Genomic DNA, 19,577 nt, shown 5'->3' on the forward strand with positions numbered 1-19,577 from the left:
TGCCTGCTTTCGTGTGAAATGCACAGATATGTTCTATTGGTGTAAAAAAGAAATAAATGGATGAAATGAGTGGATGGATGGCTAGATAGACGAGACGCTTCACCTCATACTTGATGTCTTCTCCGATACTCCGAGGGACTGATTCCTATGGTGGACGAAAATACACGGCTCAGATAAAATCCGTTCTCATACCCACATCTCTCGGCTATCTGCGTTAGGGTGAGACGGCTATCTGCCAGCAAGGCTTTTGCCTTTTTGAGACGGATCGCTTTCAGATAATCGGATGGTGTTTCTTGAAAGGCCTCCCGGAACCTTCGGGTGAACTGAACTGGACTCAAAGCCAGACGCTCGGCCAATGCTCGGAGACTGACCGCCTCTCCTGCCCACTCCTCCAACAAAACTGCCGCTTCAGCCATGAGAGCATCTTCCGTGAACTTTCGTTCCATCAGACTGCTCTGTCTCTGCTCCCATTGATACAATTGCCACAAATCCATCATCAAATGGGTCTTCCATCCTGTTGTAACTGCATCGTTCTCCTCGCTCGCCTGACGCAGATACGCATACGTTGAAGCTAGCCGCTTCGTATCATTAATCTGCGATTTTCCGATTGGCGGTAGAAGGCACTCATCCTCTGCGGCGTCACAACTGAACTGCATATAGTGAAACGTCAGCGGGGTTATCGTCTCTCTGCGAAAAGGCACGTGAGGTGGACACAACACCAGATCAGCAAAACCCGCCTCTCCGGTCTGCCCCCCAATCTCGTAACGGAATACGCCCTCTTCAACGGCAAAGACCACCCAAGCGTCGTAGATATCTTCTGCCAACGCAAATGCAGCTTTCTTCTTCCAGTAGATGTGATTAAGGAGGTCCATGACACACCTGCCTTTGCTGTGAAATAAAGTATATGCTCGATGATAATATAGTGTATTTGAAAAGTAAATATATAGAACTAATATGAAATTATAGATATGAAATATGAGCTTAGGCTCCTTTACATTCAATGAGAGAGGTGTTCTTATGAAACACGAACTCGTTAAACCGGATATCACCGTCATCGGGGGTGGGCTTGCTGGCGTATGCGCGGCTATATCTGCGGCACGACTGGGCCAACAAGTCGCGTTGGTGCAAAATCGACCCGTTCTCGGCGGCAATTCCAGCAGCGAAGTACGCGTGTGGGTATGCGGCGCTACCGCCCACGGGATTAACCGTTATGCCCGCGAGACAGGCATCATGGGGGAACTGTTTGTAGAGAATCAGTATCGTAATCCGGAGGGCAATCCTTATCTATGGGACTTGGTTATTCTGGAAGCCGTTCGAGCTGAACCCAACATTACTCTGTATCTAAATACCGATGTACATGAAGTCGAGGCCACTGGGGATGGCGAGGAACGCATGATCACCTCCGTTACCGGATGGATGATGGGCTCTGAGCGCAAAATCCGATTCGAGAGTCAGATCTATCTGGACTGTACGGGCGATGGACTGGTGGGCTTCCTGGCTGGAGCTAAGTTCACACTCGGCCGGGAAGCCCGCAGCGAATTTGGTGAAGAATGGGCGCCAGAGGTGGCTGATCAGATCACGCTGGGCAGTACGCTCCTCTTTTATACCAAGGATACGGGTGCACCTGTCCGTTATATCCCGCCTTCTTTTGCCAAGGATATCACGCAGACGAGCATTCCGATTCGCCGGGTCATTCGCAGCGGGGATTCCGGTTGTCATTACTGGTGGATCGAATGGGGCGGTGAACATGACACCGTTCATGACAATGAGCTGATCCGTGATGAGCTGTGGTCCGTGATCTACGGGATCTGGGACTATATCAAGAACTCCGGCAAGTTCGATGCAGACCATATGACTTTGGAGTGGATCGGTTCGCTACCTGGCAAAAGGGAGTACCGCCGCTTCAAGGGTGACTATGTGCTCACCCAGAACGATATTATCAGGCAGCGGGAGTTCCCGGATGCCGTTGCCTTTGGCGGCTGGTCCATTGACCTGCATCCCCCGCAGGGCATGTACGCCGAAGCGAGCGGCTCGAAGCATATGCATGCCGATGGCATATATCACGTGCCGTTCCGCTCGTTATATTCCGCGAATGTGCGGAATATGCTCATGGCCGGACGCGACATCAGCGCTTCGCATGTTGCCTTCGGCACGACGCGCGTCATGGCCACATGCGCGGTCATCGGCGAAGCCGCGGGTACGGGCGCGGCGCTCTGCGCGTCCATGGGGGTGTCGCCGCGCGAGCTGCACGCGAGGCATCTTGCGGTGCTGCAGCAGACGTTGCTGCGGCAGGACGCTTCCATCATCGGGGTGCGCAGCCACGATGAGCTGGATCTGGCCCGGCGTGCCAAGGCTACAGCCTCCAGCACGCTGACGGGCATCGCTCTTGAGCAGCCTGGCGAGACGTACCCGTTGGTTACGGATGTTGCCCTGCTGCTGCCTGTGCATCCAGTGCTCAGCGGTCTGGAGCTGCTGCTGGATGCATCCAGCGATACCGTGCTGACGGTAGAGCTGTGGGATACGGGGCGTAAGGAGAACTACGTCCCGCATTCGTTACAAGTTACGGCGACCGTTAACGTGACGGCGGGAACCGCCCAGTGGGTGAAGCTTCCGCTCGAATGGCGACCGGAAGAACCGCAGAATGCTTTTATCATCATCAAGGCGAATGCATCCGTCACCCTCTACCATTCCACGGAAGCACACAGCGGGGTGCTGATCTTCTTCAGAACGGAAGATAACCATGTGTCCAAAAATTTGGAAGACCACGCCACGGATCAGCCTGTCGTATTATGGTCCATGCAAGGGTTGGCGCGTCAGCCGTTCTGCTCTCGTACCCTCTCTGAGACCATGGCCTATTCAGTGGACAACACAGTCAACGGTTACCATCGCCCGTTCGGAGGGCCGCAGCAGTGGATGTCGCAGCCGATGCAGTCTGGCAAGCCAGAATGGGTGCAACTGACATGGGCAGAGCCACAGACCTTGGCTGAGCTGCACTTGACGTTCAACGATGATGTGAACGAGGACCTGGTTAATTTGCATCACCATCGCACAACATTCCGCGTCATGCCTGAACTTGTGCGCGATTATCGGGTGGAAGTATTGAGTGGGTCTGGGGAATGGATCGAGATTTTACGTGTAACGGAAAACCGCAGAAGAAAAATCATTCATTCCCTGAACACACCTGTGGATGCACAGGCGCTTAGGGTAAGCATTGATGCCACCAATGGCAGCAGGTACGCGGAGTTGATCGAGATTCGAGCGTACGGGAAATCTACACGGTAGGAGGAATCTTAGCGTATCCTTTTTTTGATAGCTGATCCTGGGTACTGGTCAACATATACAATAGATGTTTTCAGTACGGAACACACAGGTTATATGGAAATAATAACTCCCCACTTATGGATGAGATCCAAAAGCAAAGAAAACAGGTTGTCTTAACCTGCAAGACAGCCTGTTTGAACATTAATCACATATGTGCTGGCGGAGAGAGACGCGGTCTCTTTACTCAAGTAATTCAGTGTGTGTAGATAGTTTGTCGAGTTATTCTATTGATCCGGATAGGTTTCTTTGAGAAACCGGACAGACTGCACAATTAGCGCTTTCAACACATCCAAATCGATGTCTGCTATCTTGTTGATGTATACACATGCTTTGCCTGTTGTATGTTTTCCAAAGTCCTTTAATAGATCTTCTCGCTCGCTATCCCCTGTGGCAAAATATAAACTAATCTTTGCCTTTCGTGGCGAGAAGCCCACTAGAGGTGCATCCCCTTCGTGACCCGATTCATATTTGTAATGATATGCACCCAATCCGATAATACTCGGTCCCCACATTTTTGCATCATAACCTGTCGTCTCCGTGAAAATATCTAGTAATTGATAGGCGTCCTCACGTTTCTTTGGATTCTCGATCAGCTCAATAAATTCTATGACACTTTGGTCTGTTATGGTTGTTTTGAGTTTGTACATTGAACCAATCACTCCTTCATTAGATCCAGTCATCAGATCCAGTCATCGAAATACTTTCCCAGAAAGATAAGCTCTTTCTCATAGTGTGCAAGATGACCTTCTTCTATCATTTTTATAAAAGCGAGTTCCCCCGCAGCCGCACGATCAGTCAGTGTTTTACACATAAAACGGATACGGGATATGACCCATTCCTTCAAATCTGCTGGCACACTCAACCCGTACGTAGTCATGAATAATGCAATGCGTTCTTTTCGAACAGTTCCGTGCGCCTGGCTAGTGTAAGTTACAACACCTTTTCCATCCATCTTTGGTGAAAAATCTGCGAGCGGAACGGATGTATACAAGGCATAGGCGATATCCCACATTCGCGGACCCGGACCTGCCATATCAAAATCAATAATTCCTTGAGGACGTTCACCCTTGTACACCATATTATACGGCGCAAAATCGTTATGACATACAACTTCATCTTCTGTTATGCCTGGATATCTGTTCATTGACTCTGATGTTGTTGTGAATCCAACGGTCGCATCATGGTAACTTCTCAACAGTTTAGCGATTTCGATCAAAGATGCGTCTGACCACATATACTCTTCGATCTCAGGGTAGTCATTGCCTGGAACGATTCCTTCAAGGTAAGAAAGTACTTCTCTCCCCTGTTCGTCTATTCCCAGAAATCGAGGAGCATGGTGATAACCAACTTTTTTGAGATGTAAAAGTAGTCCATGCACATATGGATTTGGTTTGGCATGCCGGCGAACCGTCTCGCCTATTCTGACCACCTGATTCACATTACCTCCTGTGAACGTTTCCTCCTGTTCGGACAATCTCATCCCTCCACAATGTTGCATCAGCTCTATCTACTTAATGTCTTTCGGTTCTCTATTCCATATTCCTGCATTTACATCAACGAATCCGAATCTATCCCATTTTATCATAGCAAATAGCGTCGTCATCACTGACGGCGCTGTTGTACGCTCTCTGAACAGGTTACGTAGCTACTACATGGTGCAGATCCATACTATTTTCGAAAAAGGCTGACCGTTCTACATTGTACAGATCATAGATCTGCTCCTTGGCATTGATGAATTGATATACATCTGGATACACATCATTGGCTAATTTCACATATGGCAGTTTTTCTACCGCTTTTCTGGACCTTATATTTTGCTTACGAATCTTCATAAATACCGTTTCAATGTTATGTTCCAAAAACAACTCAACGAAAAAGGTTGATTTCGCTCTCTGGCTGTACCCATTCCCAAAATACGGTGATCCAATCCATGTGGCTAAGAAACCCGTTTGATGCTCGATATGATACAGATCAATGGTACCAATAGGCTGGCCAGTTTCATTCAAAATCGTGCGGGAAATCACCGTCTTTTGTTCTTCTTCGGCCATCAATTGTTTGGTCAGGAATAGATATTCTTCATACGATTGGCATGCATAACGAACGTAAGGAGAAACTGCGGGGTCCATCATTAAGCTGTACAGTGAATGGCATTCCTGCAAATCACGTTTTTTTAACATTCTGTCTACCACCTAGTCCTTTTAGTCCGCTATATCAAGCAAATTAAGTATATAAAAGGTAGTGTGGGATTTAATGAATTCTGTATATGGCTTATGTAAAATGCATTGGTAAATATTGCTCATCTTCATCTTCGGGTAGCACAAAAAAACGGCATGTTCCTTTTGCAGGAACACGCCGTTTACACGGATACAGATAGATAGGAAATTATTGAATGCCTTGCATGATCGCATTAATGATGTTTTGCTGCGTCACGGTATTGTTTGAACGGTTAAACAAAGCGAATCCATGTTGACCGTTATGCCCGTTGTCCCAATACACAGGAACCATTTTGTATTTCTTGGCTTTTGCTGTAACTGCTTTGGCGTAGGCAGCGCGATATACATTGTTGGTTGAATCGTAAGACGTTTTATCAATCGAACCGAATTCACCAATCACCACAGGATAGCCTTGAGTCACAAATTTATCGTACATGGACTTGAACTGTGATTCCAGATAATCCTCTTGTCCCCAAGTAGACTTTTTGGCAGGATTTGTAGCTGTTGCACCCCATTGTGTGATATTTCCGTTTTCCTCACCTGCGAAATCCCACGGAGAGTAATAGTGCGCCGAGATCATGATTCTCTTCTGCGAACTAGGAATTGCCGAGGATCTGAAATTATCTGTTGGGAGAACAAAGCCATAATTACCAACGGTGAAGTCAATATTGGTATTCCAGCCCGGAATCAGCAACCATCTGGCATTGTTGTTTCCTCCAGTTTGACGCACTGTATCTACAAAAATCTGATTGTAGGCATTCAGGTTGGCGTAATACGCCGAGTTCGGATTGCCATAGTTGCCATCGAATACTTCGTTCATGGATTCAAAAATCAGACGGTCATTGTAGTTGCTGAACTTGGTAGCAATCTGCTGCCACACCTTTTTATACTTTTCCTTGATGGCAGTCTGATTGCCACCATTCACGAGCAGCCATCCACCTTGGACGGAATTGTATCCATCGCCATGAATATTGATGATGACATACAGACCTTCATTGTACGCATAATCTACGACTTGCTGAATTCGATTCAGCCATGCCGCATTGATTGTATAGTTGGGAGCGCTTCCAATGTTATTCAAATAGGAAACGGGAATACGAATGGACTTGAAGCCAGCAGCTTTCACTTTTTTGATCAACTCTGGAGTTACCGTAGGATTACCCCAAGCTGTCTCATTCGGTGTACCGTTCACCGCTGCTTCCAACTGGTTGCCCAGATTCCATCCTGCACCCATCTCAGACACGATTTGTGAAGCGTCCGCTGCTGATGCTTTAGTGCTCCATCCAGTAAAGGCCGCCGCAGCCAGTAATACTAGCGCCAAGCTGCTGATGCCAAACTTCTTCCATTTTTTGAACATACCCATACCTCCGCTTATTCTATTATTTTTTAACAAGCAGTACAGTTAATCTATCAATACAGATTGAATGATTCGAGACCCGTGCCTCCCTTCCTATCGATCAAACAAATGAATTTTTCGTCTACCATCAACATAATAACACATATATGGAAAATAAAGCGATATATTTCGTGTTTATTTTCGCTTTTTATTACAAATTACTCCATCTATCCATTTAAGTGGATTGCTTGAATTTGTTCTCTATTAAAATCAACAATCATGATGTGATCTTGCAAGATATTGTCTCCGCACGATATTGTTGCGCCGTAATCCGCTATGCTGTTAAATGTTATATCTAAACGGTACACTTCAATCTCATTAAACCAGCCCTTATGTACCTTTTGATGAAGTTCGTTCTCATAGTATTCTCGAAAGACAATCTCACAAGTTGAAAACCATTTAACATAGTCTTCTATTTTATTAGCAATCAAATCTAATTGTGTATTCGTGGACACATATATTCGGACATCGTTTAAATCCTCCTCCTGTATGGAATGTTTAAATATTTGCACTGCATTTTGCAGAACATAGCATCGGTAACTCTCATCACTCTCTTCTTCAAGCTCAATGAATGGGCTTAACAATAGGGTCTTGCTCCTCTCTAGGCATCTTTTAAGAATAACTCTTGTAACCAGTGTACGAATTTTTCTTTCTCCTCAAACTGTGGGTAATGCGCAGACTCATTGAATACAATGAAATCTTTGATCGGTGCATCCAACACGTCAAAATAATCACGTGCAGCATTCGCAGTGGTCATATAATCATATTTACCCGTTACAAAATAGGTAGGAATATCCAGATGATCAACAATATCAGGTAAATTTTGATCAAATGCTTCCTTCAGTAAGATGTCTTGTGAACTGAACATCCCTGAATAAAAGCGAATCATATCCATCCCATTGTATTCGGTATTAAACAGGAATCCTAAGATATAATCTCTATTCTCATGGATGAGCCTGGCTGCACCACCGTACTTTTGCAACAAAATTCTAGGCGTAAGTTCCTTTCCTTGCTCGACCGAGCTACGAATTAGCTCCAGTTTTTTAACGTCCTCTGCATTACGGGCTTGTTTCGCTTGCTCGTACGTGTACTCCAAACTTTCCAGTTCGCTCTGAAGTGTATTCGCCATCTGTCCAATGCCTATATAAGCGTGAAACTGAGTGGGTGCTTTAGCCGCAGCTTTCATCCCGATGTATGTACCAAATGAATGACCGATTAGTATAACCTTCTCTTGACCTAACTCCTCAGTTACATAATTCCTTAACGCTAACAAATCATCTACTAACACATCAGTCGTCAGTTCCGAGTAATCTTCAGAAAAGTGATATGACTTTCCACTGCCACGTTGATCATAATGCACCACAGTAAAGTGTTGCTCAAGGTCCTGTTGATACTTCCTAACATAAGGAATCTCAGAGCATCCAGGCCCACCATGCACAAAAATCAGGATAGGGTTACTCCGATCAGCACCCCTGATCATGACTTCATGTCCTGCTCCGTTAATTTCGACCTGCTCTAACATGCTGATGCTGTTTTCACCTTTAATTTTGGGTGTCCATGTAGGAAATATCAGAGCTACTACAACCATTAAAATAATACTAAATATGCTGTACTTGAGTATCTTACGTAATTTTTTGCGCATGTGACGCTCCTTAAATATTAAGTTTCATTTGCACTTCTACCAACGTTCCTTTATCGTAACGGATACAGCAATTCAACAGGTTCTTTCATCAACTCATTTTGGAAAATATAATTATGATCGGCTCCTACGATACAGAGGATTCGTTTTCCTGGATGAGCTTCAATTGTATTCTTGACTCTTTGAACCATAATCTGATTACGCACAACCCAGCGAAAGTTCTGGGCCTTCGGGTTTACCTGATACAACCATTCATATTTTTGTTTGGTTGCGCTATCGAACTCATTTGAATTAAAAGGAATCTCGCCGAACCTACACGTCTCCATTTGTTCCGCAAACCAGTGATCATCCCGTTGTTCAAGTTCTTTGCGTTCCTCGCTTGAATAGCCGTTGAATGGATCAAAAGCATTCCACACATCCAATTCAAACCAATCAATAGGGACAAATGTGATGTTCTGCGCCTCGCACAACGGGAATATCAAATCCCAATACTCACTGGCCGGCTCTCCCCAGTATCCTCTATCATTTTTGTCCTTCAGATACCTCAACCAGCTCTGTGGATGGACTTCACCGCAAATAATATCTGGCTTAAACTCATGAATCACATCCTTGTAAAGGGAAAGGTAACAATGATATCGCTCCCTGAGTTCTGGATTATGAATGGTTCCGAGTATGCCAACCGTTGTCATGTGCCCAGCTCCTTTATCATGTGTATGTCTTTCGGCTCTTTGTCATAGAGTTCTTGATCAATCTCACTTGCAATCTGACTGCCCTGGCTTCTGTAAAAGGATACCGCCGATCTCGTCTCTGTGGAGGATATATACAGATACCTCGCTCCACGTTTCTTGGCCTCTTCACTTAACTGGCTCAGAATACGTTTTCCAATACCTTGTCTTCTGTACGCCTGAGAGACATACATTAGGTCAATTTGTAATTGATCACGTTCTCTGCCTCTGTATTGATGTGCCAGCACCCCGAACCCAATTAATTGACCCTCAGCAAAAGCGCCATACGCCATGCCGCCTTGTTCTAGTTCATAGACATATCGATTCTGAATTTCCTCCAACAGCTTTGCATCCCAGTTTGAGCACTGATGATCTTGTTTTAGCTCAACCAATCCGTTCTCTCTCATTTCATAAATGAGATCAATATGTTCCGAACGATCTATTTCCTGCAACTGGTTCACATCTTCAAGGGTCAACGTTCTATACGTTATCATGGTGCTGCTCTCCTTCCTTCCCAATACATCTAAAATTCTATGGTTTTATGGATCGAAGTCTGTATTTATCAAAAACTCTTTTATCGTACAAAATAGTGTATTCCTTGTTCTCTTCAATTAATTTTGACATATCCATTGGAACGGTTATTGTTCTTTCAATGTTATCAAAATTAATTACAGTCATCTCATTCTCACTAATTTTTTGAACAGTAACTGCTTCAAAAATTGAAGTTCGAAAGGAATTCCACAACAAAACTAAAAGCAATAAAAGTAATAGTAACTTGATGAGTCCCTTCTTCTTATTCACCAGTTCTTTTCATCTCCAATAAACAAATATGGTACTCGTCCTATAATCTTTTCTTCAAAAAATATTGAATGATTCCATCAGGATATTCATCAATGACTCCAAACACGTTATAGCCCATATTCTGATAGAATTCCGGAGATTGATAAGAAAATGTACTTGTGTGTGAAAGCTTGCATCCTAATTGAGAAGCCATGCTTTCTGCTTGCATAATTAAAGATTTCCCGTATCCTTTCCAGTAAGTAAGTAGCGGTACTATCTGCGCCTCTTCCCAATTCTCTCGTGTGACTGGTTGAATTTTTATATTTCCCACGGTATCTCCTCTTTCGACAATCCTTGATTACCTGTATCGTTCTTTTTCACTCTCACTCGCAACCACTTTCAAATGATGTTCAATCATCTGTATAACTTGTTTTTTATTTCTAGTGATCATTGCTGTTTTGCTGTTTTCGTTAATCACATCTATAGCTGCAACTATATTATATTGATGGTTCCACTTCACAATCATCTGGCATAAGTTCTTGAATGACTGCTTATAATTCCACGCTTGCATACCCAATCTCGACAATACAAACCTCTTGATAATTCGATAATCTCTGATGAAAACATTTGGATCTAATACAAAAATCAAATCCGCTTCTTGTATGGATTTTAAAGTCCAATCTTTGTACTGCACTCCTTCTATGATCCAGGCATCTGAATGAACAATAGATAGGACGGACTCATCCCTAACACTTTCAGGATATCTCAGATTTTCAGCGCTTCTGTCCCAGATGAGATTGTCTAATTCATAGTAAGGAATGCCGTATTTATCAGACAATTCTTTGGCTAATGTTGATTTCCCACTCCCGCAAGATCCAATAATTCGAATTCTCATACACTCTCCTGGCAAACTGTTATCTTCATTCTTCAGTCTGTTAGCTTAATCCGTTGGGCTTATAATCTTTCTTCAAAAATGCATAGAGGACATTATCAACAAATCGATCTTTCCAATAATAATTTTCTTTTAATATGCCTTCTTCACTAAAACCAATTTTCTTAAGCAATTCTCTTGATCCCGTGTTCTCCGGCTCTACAAAGGCTTCAATCCTGTTTAATTCAAGGTTGTTAAATCCGTATTCAACGATTTTCTGAGCAACCTCGGTCATATAACCCTGCCGCCAAAACTCAGGTGCTAACTCATATCCCAGCACAGCTTTATGATGTTGTTTCAACAAACCATGAAATCCGCATGTTCCAATAACTCTACCGTCCGACTTCAAAGCGATTCCCCAGCGAATGACCTGACCATTTTCGAATCGTTTTTTCCATCTTTGTATGAGTTCTTCTGCTTGTTTTGTATTCGTAAAACTTTCTACATCGTAGAATCTTGTAACTTCATCTGAAGAAAAATATTGAAATATGTCTTGGGAATCACTCTGTTTAATCTCTCTTAACAGCAATCTTTTGGTTTCTAATTCAGGAAATGGAGTCATATTCACTTCACCTCAATCGAGTATACTGCTACATTTTTCCCTATGATGTCTACATCCTTCTCGTGTTTCATGCCATTCTTTTGCGCGACTTTCATAGAGCCCACATTGCCATGTTGAATTAACGATATTAATCGTCTCTGTTTGAAGTGATCCATACCGTGTTCTTTCCATGCTTTTGCTTGTTCGTATCCGTAACCCATTCCCCAGTGTTGCTCTACAACCCAGTAACCAACTTCAAGCTCATCCGTGCCTTCAATGATTTGAGGAATGAGTCCAGAGGTTCCAATCAGCTTGTTATTCTCTTTATTGAATGCGAGGAACAGCCCCTTATCGTCTTTATTCCAGTTAATGAACTTTTCCAGACTTTGCATGGTTTCTTCCTTCGTCCAGGGTCCTCCATGTCTTATAAACTTCATCATATTCGGCTCACTTGTCATCTCAAAAAGTAAATCAAAATCATTTTTGTTATATTTCCGAAACATAAGTCGTTCTGTCTCCATCTTTCCCTCAACTCCTTCTTCATTCATTTCACTTCAAGATCGTTTGTTCACGCTCTACTGTTGATGTGAAAAACGCTTGTTTAATCTTTTCGGTAAGCCACCACGTATTCTTCAGATATTCGATTTGGTCATCCCAATAGTAATCAGACAAAGTGAAATCCCTCCCTCATGCAATGTAATCGTATTCATAAATATTCAAATATTATAGAAGATTTTCATTCACTCACACCCTGGTTGTTGAGCTAGTGAGCAGAACCCTCATAAAATGCCTATCATATTTATTAAAATTACCGTGCAGCATATGTAATGACAATGTATTCCGCTCCTCTATATCGTTACTATAAAACTAAGCATTCCAATTACTTACATAATTGTACTACGAAAGCATGGGAGGGTCTATCCAACCTTAGCAGTTAATCCCATGCGCCTTTATCACCAGATCTATATTTAATACTTGTAGTTATCAATAAACAAGAGAAAAGTGATAAACTGATCTTAGGATACAGAACATATTGTAGGGTGAAAGATTTTTCATACCAACTCAGTACCTTTACTTTATCTGCGTATATTTGCTTTATATTTTATGGTTGGGAGGACAGTATAATGGATTTGGTAAACAAATTTTTAAATGGATTAAGAGCAGCATTATCAACAGAAGAACTTGAGGAACTGAATACAGCGAGCGGTGCTACAAAAGAAGATATAACTACATTAAGATCAAAATATCCAAATTGTCCAGAATCACTCATCGGTTTACTTGAAAATATTGATGGTACATATTGGAGGAAGTACGGAGAAAAAGAAATTACGGTTTGTATTCTTGGCTCAGATGTTGGAGAAGGTAGATATCCATATTATTTACTGTCTGCCCAACAAATGCTCGAAAGTTCAAAAAATGAAGAAGACGTCTCTTATCTTTTAGAATACGAAGATGAAGAGGATGCCGTTGACTCTAAGATCAATCGTGAGGGGCTTCTTCCAGGGAAATACATCCACTTTTCAGACTGTATGAATAATGGTGGAACATCCAGACTTTATATTGATTTTAACCCTACTGATGAAGGTGTACGTGGTCAAATCGTTCGCTTTTTACACGACCCTGACGAATACGTAGTGATTGCAAACAGCTTTGACGAGTATTTACGAGGGCTTATTGACAGTGGTTTTGTTTTTCTAAACGAAGAAGAGTAACTTCGGTAGGTTTGTATAAAGTTAAATATAGATTGGTTTAAATGAATAAAAGGGGCAGCTTTTTTGCTGTCTCTTTTACAATTCGTAGCATAATAACATAGCAGTTATTTCAATCGATATTTCTCGTTATTTATAATTTCACTTATTATTTCAGGTAGCTGTTCTTCTGTGAAATGATTAGTATACAGTTTATTATCTACTTTCAAATCCAAATTACTTTCAAACTCATCAAGCAGAATTACACTTCTTTCTTTCATTTGATATTCTTCCGCTCTTAGACGGTCTCTACGAATAATGGTTTTTACTCATTTCCTATTCTCCCTACAATATCTTTTGGAAACTTCCAATATCCAGTTTTCTATCAAATTTATATCCGATCTCTTTAAATAGAGCACATTGTTCATAACCGTTTCTCTCAAATAATGATTTACTTCTCGTATTCTCCATACAAATCGTCGCAATTAAGGTATGGAATCCTTGTTCTTTTGCAACCTTCTCAATAAAACGTAATGCTTGTTTCCCCAAGCCTTTTCCCAAAATGTCGGGCTTCAGATATATGGTGACTTCTCCGCAAATGTCATATGCCTGTTTACTCTTATATTGGGTGATCAGTACATAGCCCATCATTAGATTGTTTTCAAGAATTACGTAAGTTTTATAACGCGTATCCTTGTTCATCACAGAGTTTTTAATCTGATCAAGATCTAATTCCTCAGTATGAAACGAAATCGTTGTATTCAATACATAGTAGTTATAAATAGCTCTAATTTCAGGGAGGTGCTGCTCGGTTACTTCTTCAAAAGTCACTATCGTCAATTACCATCCATCCTCTTCTGTTCATTTTCTTCAAATGTATCAGCGTCTCTCTAAGAGATCCGAACTCACTGCATTCTCTCTAAATCAGGAGGTAGCGAAAATCTCCCTTCTTCATTAGGCTCAAAATCATATGTATGAACTACCGCGTCTAGATTTAACTCACCGTAAATATGAGGATATTCCCTGCCTTCATTATACAGATCTTCCCATACAACTTTGGATTTTATTTTAGATGCATTCAAGCCGAGTAATACTAACCCCTTTGTCCCAAGGTAATTATAATTAGCCACAGCTACAATCTTATCTACAGGTGAGCAATGAATGAAACCTTCTTTTTCTAAGGATGCTGCTCTGTATACCCCATTGATCAACGCGGCTTCCCATTCTTTTCTTAAGAGTACATGTACAATCATCATCATAAACCCCTCCTATTAAAAACGAATGGTGATTATTTGGATAGGACCTTCTTCAATATGAGTTCTATGATTTCACTGGTCTCCAGATGGTCTGTAGCGATGTGGGTTTGAAATTGTTCATCCTTGAAAGCCTCAACACACTTTGGTGCTTGTTGATACTGCCAGCCTCCATATTCATCTCCGCGTTTAGCCAAACGATGATAAATCGTCTCTTCTGTGGCCGTTAGGCAAAAATGATGAATGTCCTGATCGATCTCTTTTAACCCGTTATAAATGTAATGAAAGTTTTCCTCTTTATAGATGGTCATGGGGATGATTAAGTGTTTGTTGTATTTTTGCTTTACTTCTTTAGCTGTCTTTACGGTTAGAATTCTCCATAGTTCGATATCTTGAAAATCATCCGTCCGTTCCCTCTCCTCTCTACAATTCTCCGGGAGAAGTTTTCTGAGCATATAACCAATTTCTTCAGGATCATAGATCATGCTGTTTGCAATCAAAGGCTGAAGTGCTTCTGCTGTCGAAGTTTTTCCGGAACCAAATGCTCCGTTAATTATGATGATCATTTCATCACTCCCAATCTAAATGTTACAAAAGAGCACAACCATGGAGTCGAGATTTTACTCGCAAGGGTATGCTCCTTCTGCATTAAGTGGCGTTTATTCTTCTCCATTCATCTTCTAAAATGCTCATCTCGATTAGATTCCAGAATGTATCTTCATATCTTCTAGCATCGCGAATAAGTCCTTCTTGTACAAAGCCCGCTTTCTCATAACATCGGATGGCTGATGCATTAAAATCAAAAACGCCCAGACTGATCCGATGCAATCCTTCCTCTTCAAATCCAATTCGTAGTGCCTCATCGATCATTTGCTTCCCATATCCTTTACCCTGATATGGCTTGCCAAGGAGCACCTTACCAATGCGCCCTGAACGATTATATCGATCGATACCACCCAGAGCAATATGGCCGACAATCTCCTGAGTGAATTCATCCACCACTTTATATATGAACTTATTCGAAGTGTTCTTATCATTCGCACCATCCAAATAATCAGATAGTTGTTCCCTGGAAAGTGGATAATGAAACTGAGGCCCGGCCCACTGGAGCAGAAACGCTTCATCCCCACTCCATTCGATCAGTTGATCAAAATCTTCCGGTTCAAAGTATTGGAATGTAATCATGTATATCTGCCCCTTCCTTTTTTATGTTATATCATATACTACTTCTGTCCTCTTGTATCATCATAATTATGAGCTTCATCAAACGCTCTGTTTCTTAAATTCATTTCACGAATGTAGTTTCGGACAACATTCATTGTACTAATTAAGCAGATGATGCCACCTAGAATACATATCGCCCCAATCCAATAATTCAGTGCAAAATCCACTTGATAATCACTCGGAGTATAACTGCCAGCTGCCGCTGACTGAAATGCCGCATAGCCTAATTTTGGAATCACCTCTTCAATTATGTTCGAGATCGTAATAATAACAACTCCTAACATGATAAATAATAATGAGAAAATACTGTGTAAATGTTTCAGAACAATCAACCTCCTTCTGTCCCTCTAATTAATGGCTCAACTTTGGTAACCCAATTACAGTGCTCATCTGCAAGTAATGTCTCCCACCCAAGAGCTTTCGCAGATTTTAAATTTTTCTCTTGATCCTCTATAAATAAAACCTCTTCTCCAATAGGCAAAAAGGAGTCACCCCGTTTGTATATCTCAATATCAGGTTTGCATAAACCAACTTGATTAGAGATCGTTACACTTTTCGCAAATTTGTTAATACTGCTCATATTCGGCTCTATCCATTCCTTGCAATGATTGCTTAGTAGATGAATATCAGCAAGTTTACTCCAGCCTTCAAGATATTGAGTAGCCGGTAAAGGAACTATTGCATTTAATATTATTTACTTAGCTCTGTTTAATGGTACTGTAGGATACGTCTCGATTAACCATTCCAAAAATTGTTCTTCTTTCATGCTTCCCATCCAAAGCGCTCTTTTAATGCCTTTGAAATGCTCTTTCAATGTATCTGAGGATAGATTATATTCCTGAGCCATATCGTCCCAACAATTAGCTGACATATTACTTAACAAAACACCTGCAATATCTAAAACAAGCTGTGGTCTGCCTTTCATTTTGTCATCACCCGGATTAAAACGATTAAACTGTTCCTCTTTCATACCCTTTATGCTCTTAGGCTACTAATATATTCTTTTAACGGTGTCATATGATGTTGGTCATGCCATATAAAATCTTCAAGGTATTGAGGAATGTAAAATATGTTACCTTCGGCGTCCAAATACGTTTGATGTATCTGTTCTTCCGATAATACACTAATGTCATTAATAATTTTTTGGCGATAAGATATAGCCTTTTCAACAATTTCTCTCGTTTCAGTGCTGTTTCCATACGCAATGGCTTTGCGATTAAACTCATCAAAATCCAAGTGCTTCACAGTAACCTGTTTTTTCAAGGCGATCTTTCTAATAGCCTCCTCGTAAAAATATTGATCCCATAACATCATATGACTTACAATTGATTTTATCGTCCACTTCCCTTCTTCCATGCTGGCATTCCATATCTTCTCATCGAGATTTATCATCGTCTTTACAAACAAACCCCACTCTTCGAAAGATTGAATTCGTTGTTCCATTTCGTTGGTCATTATTAGACATTCCCTTCTCGTGAAATAGTGCACCTCATTTAATTAGCTCCTACTCCGATTCATCCAGCCCACAGCATAATCTACCATCTCTCTATGTGGTATCAGATAACTCACAGCTTCTCCTACCAGGCCCTCTGTTACAATATTAGTATTCATGTTAAACTCATCAAAAATCTGATCAAAATCATCCGATTCATTATTAATATCATTATACGTAACCCATTGTTCATGCTCCTCGATCAGCATTTTCACTCCCCACACTTTTGGCTTAACAAATGTATTCTGCTGTCTATACTCAGCCAAATGTAAGGATGTATTACTATTCGTTGGAGCACCAAGTAATAGAATATACCCGCCTAGCTCGTAGACCTTGCCTAATGGGGAAGTTACGCTCAATGCATAATCCAGCTTATGATCTGCTGTTATTTGTTCAGCTTCTTTACCCCAAGCAGCAAATGACATATGAGGATGTGAGCTTCGGAACACATTATTTTGCTTTCTGAACACCTCTGGAATAATCCCCATATACGAAGTGGGCGTTAGATCGGGATAATAGATAGGCATGTTTTCTTTTATGATCTTGATTTCCTCTACGGTTAAGCCACTACCATCATGTATTGCGGGCTCACATAAATGTTCAGTTTGAGTCGGCATCACAATATTTCCGTTCTCTCCCACGGCTTCTTCTAAAGCTAGAATGATACTTACAGGCCCGCCTACAACTTTCCCTATGGATTTCAAGGAGGAGTGGACAATTAACGTCATGCCCTCACTGATTCCTATTCGTCTTAAATCATCAACAATACTTTTTCTTGTTTGTATCGCAAATGTAGCGCTCATTTCATCCCCCTAGATAATCAAAAAGCTGGAATACCATGTTATTGGATGCCCCAGCTTCGTTGTGTATTATTTGTTAGTTTCCAATGTTCCATGACGTGGTTTGAATAGGGAAGTAATAATCATTTCTGCACACTCTTCCGGTGTATTCACACTCGTATCAACCGAATAACTATAGTGAATGTTGGGTGCCATGATTTTATTTTGCTCATCTGATTGATCTTCTCTTCGATCCCCACGTTCGATATTCCGCTGACGACAAATGTCCAAAGGACAATATAACTCAACGATATCCAATGGGTACCCGTCAAAAATGTTTTTGACTTGTTCATAATGTGGCGTGAGCTCAGGTCTTTCGACAAGTATGCCATCGATCAGAACATGCTTCCCGCTATCCGAAAATAACTTTGCCGTGTGATACATCATAATGATGGCTTCACTAAGGTACTTCCAGTAATCCGTCTGGAGATGTTTATCTCCGATTGTATTTTCAAAAAGATCATTAGCCACAACGTAGAAAAATGGTTCAGAGTAGTCTTGCATTGCTTCTACGATTGAAGTTTTACCAGAACTGGTTACACCATTCAAAAATATAATTTTGCCTTTTTCCATCGTAATCATCTTCCTTTTACATAGAGTATGTTTAATAAAAGTATTACTGTGGAAGACATAGATTTGATACTGCTCCATACCAATGAGCATCGAAATAGGAAGGAATGTCATTATAGAACGCTTTCAGAATACACCGAGTGAATTCGCTTAAGCCTTGCTTAGTTTCTCAATAGCCTGATCTTCATTCGGCAGGAAGAATATATCTTTTCCATTATTGCACTCATATATAAAATCCTTAAGGCTCTTACTCGAATAACTCGAAAAATCACCAATGATTGCGATCTTGGTTTGGTAGTTAATGAACTTTTGAAGGACTATCCCTTCCACAGTCTTATTACATCTATTAATTCAACATTTTCAAAACGTAATTTATAAATATCTGGCTTCTTTAATTGATCTAAAAAATTTAAACCATAACTTGAATCAAAATAATTCATCAGCAAAGTCATTACAACTCCATGTGTTCCAATAGCTATTTTCTTCCCAGCGTGTTCTTTTAATATGTTTTTAATCACTGATATCGATCTATTCTGACAATCAGCATTAGACTCCCCACCTGGTAAAGAATAATCAAAATCATTAAATTTATCTCTAATAACTGACATTAACTCAGTGTTATCAATAGTTTCTTCAGCAAAAAACCTTTCCCTTAGATCTTCATATGTTTTGATATCTAATTCAAAGTATTGTGCCAACCCCTCAACACTAAGGATTGCTCGGTTATATGGGCTGGATATAATAACATCTATTCCTTCTACTTTAAGTATTTCAGTAACTTTTTCAATATCCCTCTTGCCCTTCGTAGTGAGTCCTCTAGTAATTTCGCTTCCTTCATCGTATGGTGATTCAGCATGCCTAACCATATAGATGGTCGTCTTCATATAATCCTCCTTGAAATGCTGCTGTATTACGTTACCCTGTCTAATTTCGCTCTTTCCCTATCCATGAACAAACTAAAGAGC

Annotated in this window: 28 protein-coding genes and 1 pseudogene; 2 read left to right on the forward strand and 27 right to left on the reverse strand. The window is 41.3% G+C overall.

Annotation, left to right across the window (positions count from 1 at the left end):
- Positions 1-104 precede the first annotated feature (104 nt).
- Positions 105-872, reverse strand: a complete 768-nt coding sequence (locus OM416_RS10425; protein ID WP_264929143.1) for a helix-turn-helix domain-containing protein — start codon at positions 870-872, stop codon at positions 105-107.
- Between the two features lie 145 nt (positions 873-1,017).
- On the opposite strand from OM416_RS10425, the gene OM416_RS10430 reads away from it, so the two are divergent.
- Positions 1,018-3,282 carry an FAD-dependent oxidoreductase gene (locus OM416_RS10430; RefSeq protein ID WP_264930674.1) on the forward strand — a complete coding sequence of 755 codons (2,265 nt, stop codon included), beginning with the start codon at positions 1,018-1,020 and terminating at the stop codon, positions 3,280-3,282.
- 263 nt (positions 3,283-3,545) lie between these two features.
- Here OM416_RS10430 and OM416_RS10435 read toward each other — a convergent pair whose 3' ends face one another.
- The 13 genes from OM416_RS10435 to OM416_RS10495 all read right to left on the reverse strand — a co-directional run bounded on the left by OM416_RS10435 (position 3,546) and on the right by OM416_RS10495 (position 12,218).
- Positions 3,546-3,968, reverse strand: coding sequence for a DUF1801 domain-containing protein (locus tag OM416_RS10435; RefSeq protein ID WP_062833956.1), 423 nt, complete (start codon positions 3,966-3,968; stop codon positions 3,546-3,548).
- Positions 3,969-4,000: 32 nt separating this feature from the next.
- A complete protein-coding gene (locus OM416_RS10440) occupies positions 4,001-4,801 on the reverse strand; it encodes a phosphotransferase (protein ID WP_413775774.1) in 801 nt (266 codons plus the stop codon).
- 157 nt (positions 4,802-4,958) lie between these two features.
- Positions 4,959-5,498, reverse strand: a complete 540-nt coding sequence (locus OM416_RS10445; RefSeq protein WP_264929145.1) for a GNAT family N-acetyltransferase — start codon at positions 5,496-5,498, stop codon at positions 4,959-4,961.
- 205 nt (positions 5,499-5,703) lie between these two features.
- A complete protein-coding gene (locus OM416_RS10450; RefSeq protein ID WP_264929146.1) occupies positions 5,704-6,891 on the reverse strand; it encodes a glycoside hydrolase family 5 protein in 1,188 nt (395 codons plus the stop codon).
- 206 nt (positions 6,892-7,097) lie between these two features.
- On the reverse strand, positions 7,098-7,514 hold the full coding sequence (locus OM416_RS10455) for a hypothetical protein (RefSeq protein ID WP_264929147.1): 417 nt from the start codon (positions 7,512-7,514) through the stop codon (positions 7,098-7,100).
- Positions 7,515-7,531: 17 nt separating this feature from the next.
- A complete protein-coding gene (locus OM416_RS10460) occupies positions 7,532-8,572 on the reverse strand; it encodes an alpha/beta fold hydrolase (protein WP_264929148.1) in 1,041 nt (346 codons plus the stop codon).
- A gap of 50 nt (positions 8,573-8,622) precedes the next feature.
- Positions 8,623-9,258 carry a hypothetical protein gene (locus tag OM416_RS10465; protein ID WP_264929149.1) on the reverse strand — a complete coding sequence of 212 codons (636 nt, stop codon included), beginning with the start codon at positions 9,256-9,258 and terminating at the stop codon, positions 8,623-8,625.
- The gene (locus tag OM416_RS10470; protein ID WP_264929150.1) at positions 9,255-9,788 is read right to left on the reverse strand and encodes a GNAT family N-acetyltransferase; all 534 of its coding nucleotides are present in this window, start codon (positions 9,786-9,788) and stop codon (positions 9,255-9,257) included. Before OM416_RS10470 ends, OM416_RS10465 begins: the two co-directional genes overlap by 4 nt.
- A 347-nt stretch (positions 9,789-10,135) precedes the next feature.
- On the reverse strand, positions 10,136-10,405 hold the full coding sequence (locus tag OM416_RS10475) for a GNAT family N-acetyltransferase (RefSeq protein ID WP_264929151.1): 270 nt from the start codon (positions 10,403-10,405) through the stop codon (positions 10,136-10,138).
- 27 nt (positions 10,406-10,432) lie between these two features.
- Positions 10,433-10,969: a hypothetical protein gene (locus OM416_RS10480; protein ID WP_264929152.1), complete on the reverse strand. Its 537-nt coding sequence runs from the start codon at positions 10,967-10,969 to the stop codon at positions 10,433-10,435.
- 40 nt (positions 10,970-11,009) lie between these two features.
- Entirely contained in the window at positions 11,010-11,567 is a 558-nt protein-coding gene (locus OM416_RS10485; protein ID WP_264929153.1) for a GNAT family N-acetyltransferase, read from the reverse strand.
- 2 nt (positions 11,568-11,569) lie between these two features.
- Entirely contained in the window at positions 11,570-12,067 is a 498-nt protein-coding gene (locus OM416_RS10490; RefSeq protein WP_264929154.1) for a GNAT family N-acetyltransferase, read from the reverse strand.
- A 28-nt stretch (positions 12,068-12,095) separates the two neighbouring features.
- Positions 12,096-12,218, reverse strand: coding sequence for a hypothetical protein (locus OM416_RS10495; protein WP_264929155.1), 123 nt, complete (start codon positions 12,216-12,218; stop codon positions 12,096-12,098).
- Positions 12,219-12,670: 452 nt separating this feature from the next.
- On the opposite strand from OM416_RS10495, the gene OM416_RS10500 reads away from it, so the two are divergent.
- On the forward strand, positions 12,671-13,258 hold the full coding sequence (locus OM416_RS10500; RefSeq protein ID WP_264929156.1) for an SMI1/KNR4 family protein: 588 nt from the start codon (positions 12,671-12,673) through the stop codon (positions 13,256-13,258).
- Between the two features lie 104 nt (positions 13,259-13,362).
- Here the strand turns inward: OM416_RS10500 and OM416_RS10505 are convergent, their stop codons facing one another.
- From OM416_RS10505 to OM416_RS10565, 13 genes and pseudogenes are all read right to left on the reverse strand, one after another.
- Entirely contained in the window at positions 13,363-13,515 is a 153-nt protein-coding gene (locus OM416_RS10505) for a hypothetical protein (protein WP_264929158.1), read from the reverse strand.
- A gap of 64 nt (positions 13,516-13,579) precedes the next feature.
- A complete protein-coding gene (locus OM416_RS10510; RefSeq protein ID WP_264930676.1) occupies positions 13,580-14,065 on the reverse strand; it encodes a GNAT family N-acetyltransferase in 486 nt (161 codons plus the stop codon).
- Between the two features lie 74 nt (positions 14,066-14,139).
- Positions 14,140-14,493 (reverse strand): DUF952 domain-containing protein, encoded by a 354-nt coding sequence (locus OM416_RS10515; RefSeq protein ID WP_264929159.1) that lies wholly within the window; start codon positions 14,491-14,493, stop codon positions 14,140-14,142.
- Between the two features lie 29 nt (positions 14,494-14,522).
- Entirely contained in the window at positions 14,523-15,053 is a 531-nt protein-coding gene (locus tag OM416_RS10520; RefSeq protein ID WP_264929161.1) for an AAA family ATPase, read from the reverse strand.
- Positions 15,054-15,135: 82 nt separating this feature from the next.
- Positions 15,136-15,672, reverse strand: a complete 537-nt coding sequence (locus OM416_RS10525) for a GNAT family N-acetyltransferase (RefSeq protein WP_264929162.1) — start codon at positions 15,670-15,672, stop codon at positions 15,136-15,138.
- Positions 15,673-15,710: 38 nt separating this feature from the next.
- Positions 15,711-16,043 carry a hypothetical protein gene (locus tag OM416_RS10530; protein WP_264929164.1) on the reverse strand — a complete coding sequence of 111 codons (333 nt, stop codon included), beginning with the start codon at positions 16,041-16,043 and terminating at the stop codon, positions 15,711-15,713.
- Positions 16,040-16,291, reverse strand: coding sequence for an HAD-IA family hydrolase (locus OM416_RS10535; RefSeq protein WP_264929165.1), 252 nt, complete (start codon positions 16,289-16,291; stop codon positions 16,040-16,042). The genes OM416_RS10530 and OM416_RS10535 overlap by 4 nt, the downstream gene beginning before the upstream one ends.
- Before the next feature lie 114 nt (positions 16,292-16,405).
- Positions 16,406-16,681, reverse strand: a complete 276-nt coding sequence (locus OM416_RS10540; RefSeq protein WP_264929166.1) for a hypothetical protein — start codon at positions 16,679-16,681, stop codon at positions 16,406-16,408.
- 5 nt (positions 16,682-16,686) lie between these two features.
- Positions 16,687-17,166 (reverse strand): DinB family protein, encoded by a 480-nt coding sequence (locus OM416_RS10545; RefSeq protein WP_264929167.1) that lies wholly within the window; start codon positions 17,164-17,166, stop codon positions 16,687-16,689.
- 42 nt (positions 17,167-17,208) lie between these two features.
- Positions 17,209-18,006, reverse strand: coding sequence for an aminoglycoside N(3)-acetyltransferase (locus OM416_RS10550; RefSeq protein ID WP_264929168.1), 798 nt, complete (start codon positions 18,004-18,006; stop codon positions 17,209-17,211).
- 66 nt (positions 18,007-18,072) lie between these two features.
- A complete protein-coding gene (locus OM416_RS10555; protein ID WP_264929169.1) occupies positions 18,073-18,615 on the reverse strand; it encodes a chloramphenicol phosphotransferase CPT family protein in 543 nt (180 codons plus the stop codon).
- Between the two features lie 147 nt (positions 18,616-18,762).
- Positions 18,763-18,936 (reverse strand): annotated as a pseudogene (locus OM416_RS10560) (DUF4180 domain-containing protein); the annotation flags it as partial.
- The gene (locus OM416_RS10565; RefSeq protein WP_264929170.1) at positions 18,930-19,496 is read right to left on the reverse strand and encodes a histidine phosphatase family protein; all 567 of its coding nucleotides are present in this window, start codon (positions 19,494-19,496) and stop codon (positions 18,930-18,932) included. The pseudogene OM416_RS10560 and the gene OM416_RS10565, both read right to left, overlap by 7 nt.
- Between the last annotated feature and the right edge of the window lie 81 nt (positions 19,497-19,577).

It is taken from the genome of Paenibacillus sp. LS1 (assembly GCF_026013365.1).
Taxonomy (GTDB): domain Bacteria; phylum Bacillota; class Bacilli; order Paenibacillales; family Paenibacillaceae; genus Paenibacillus.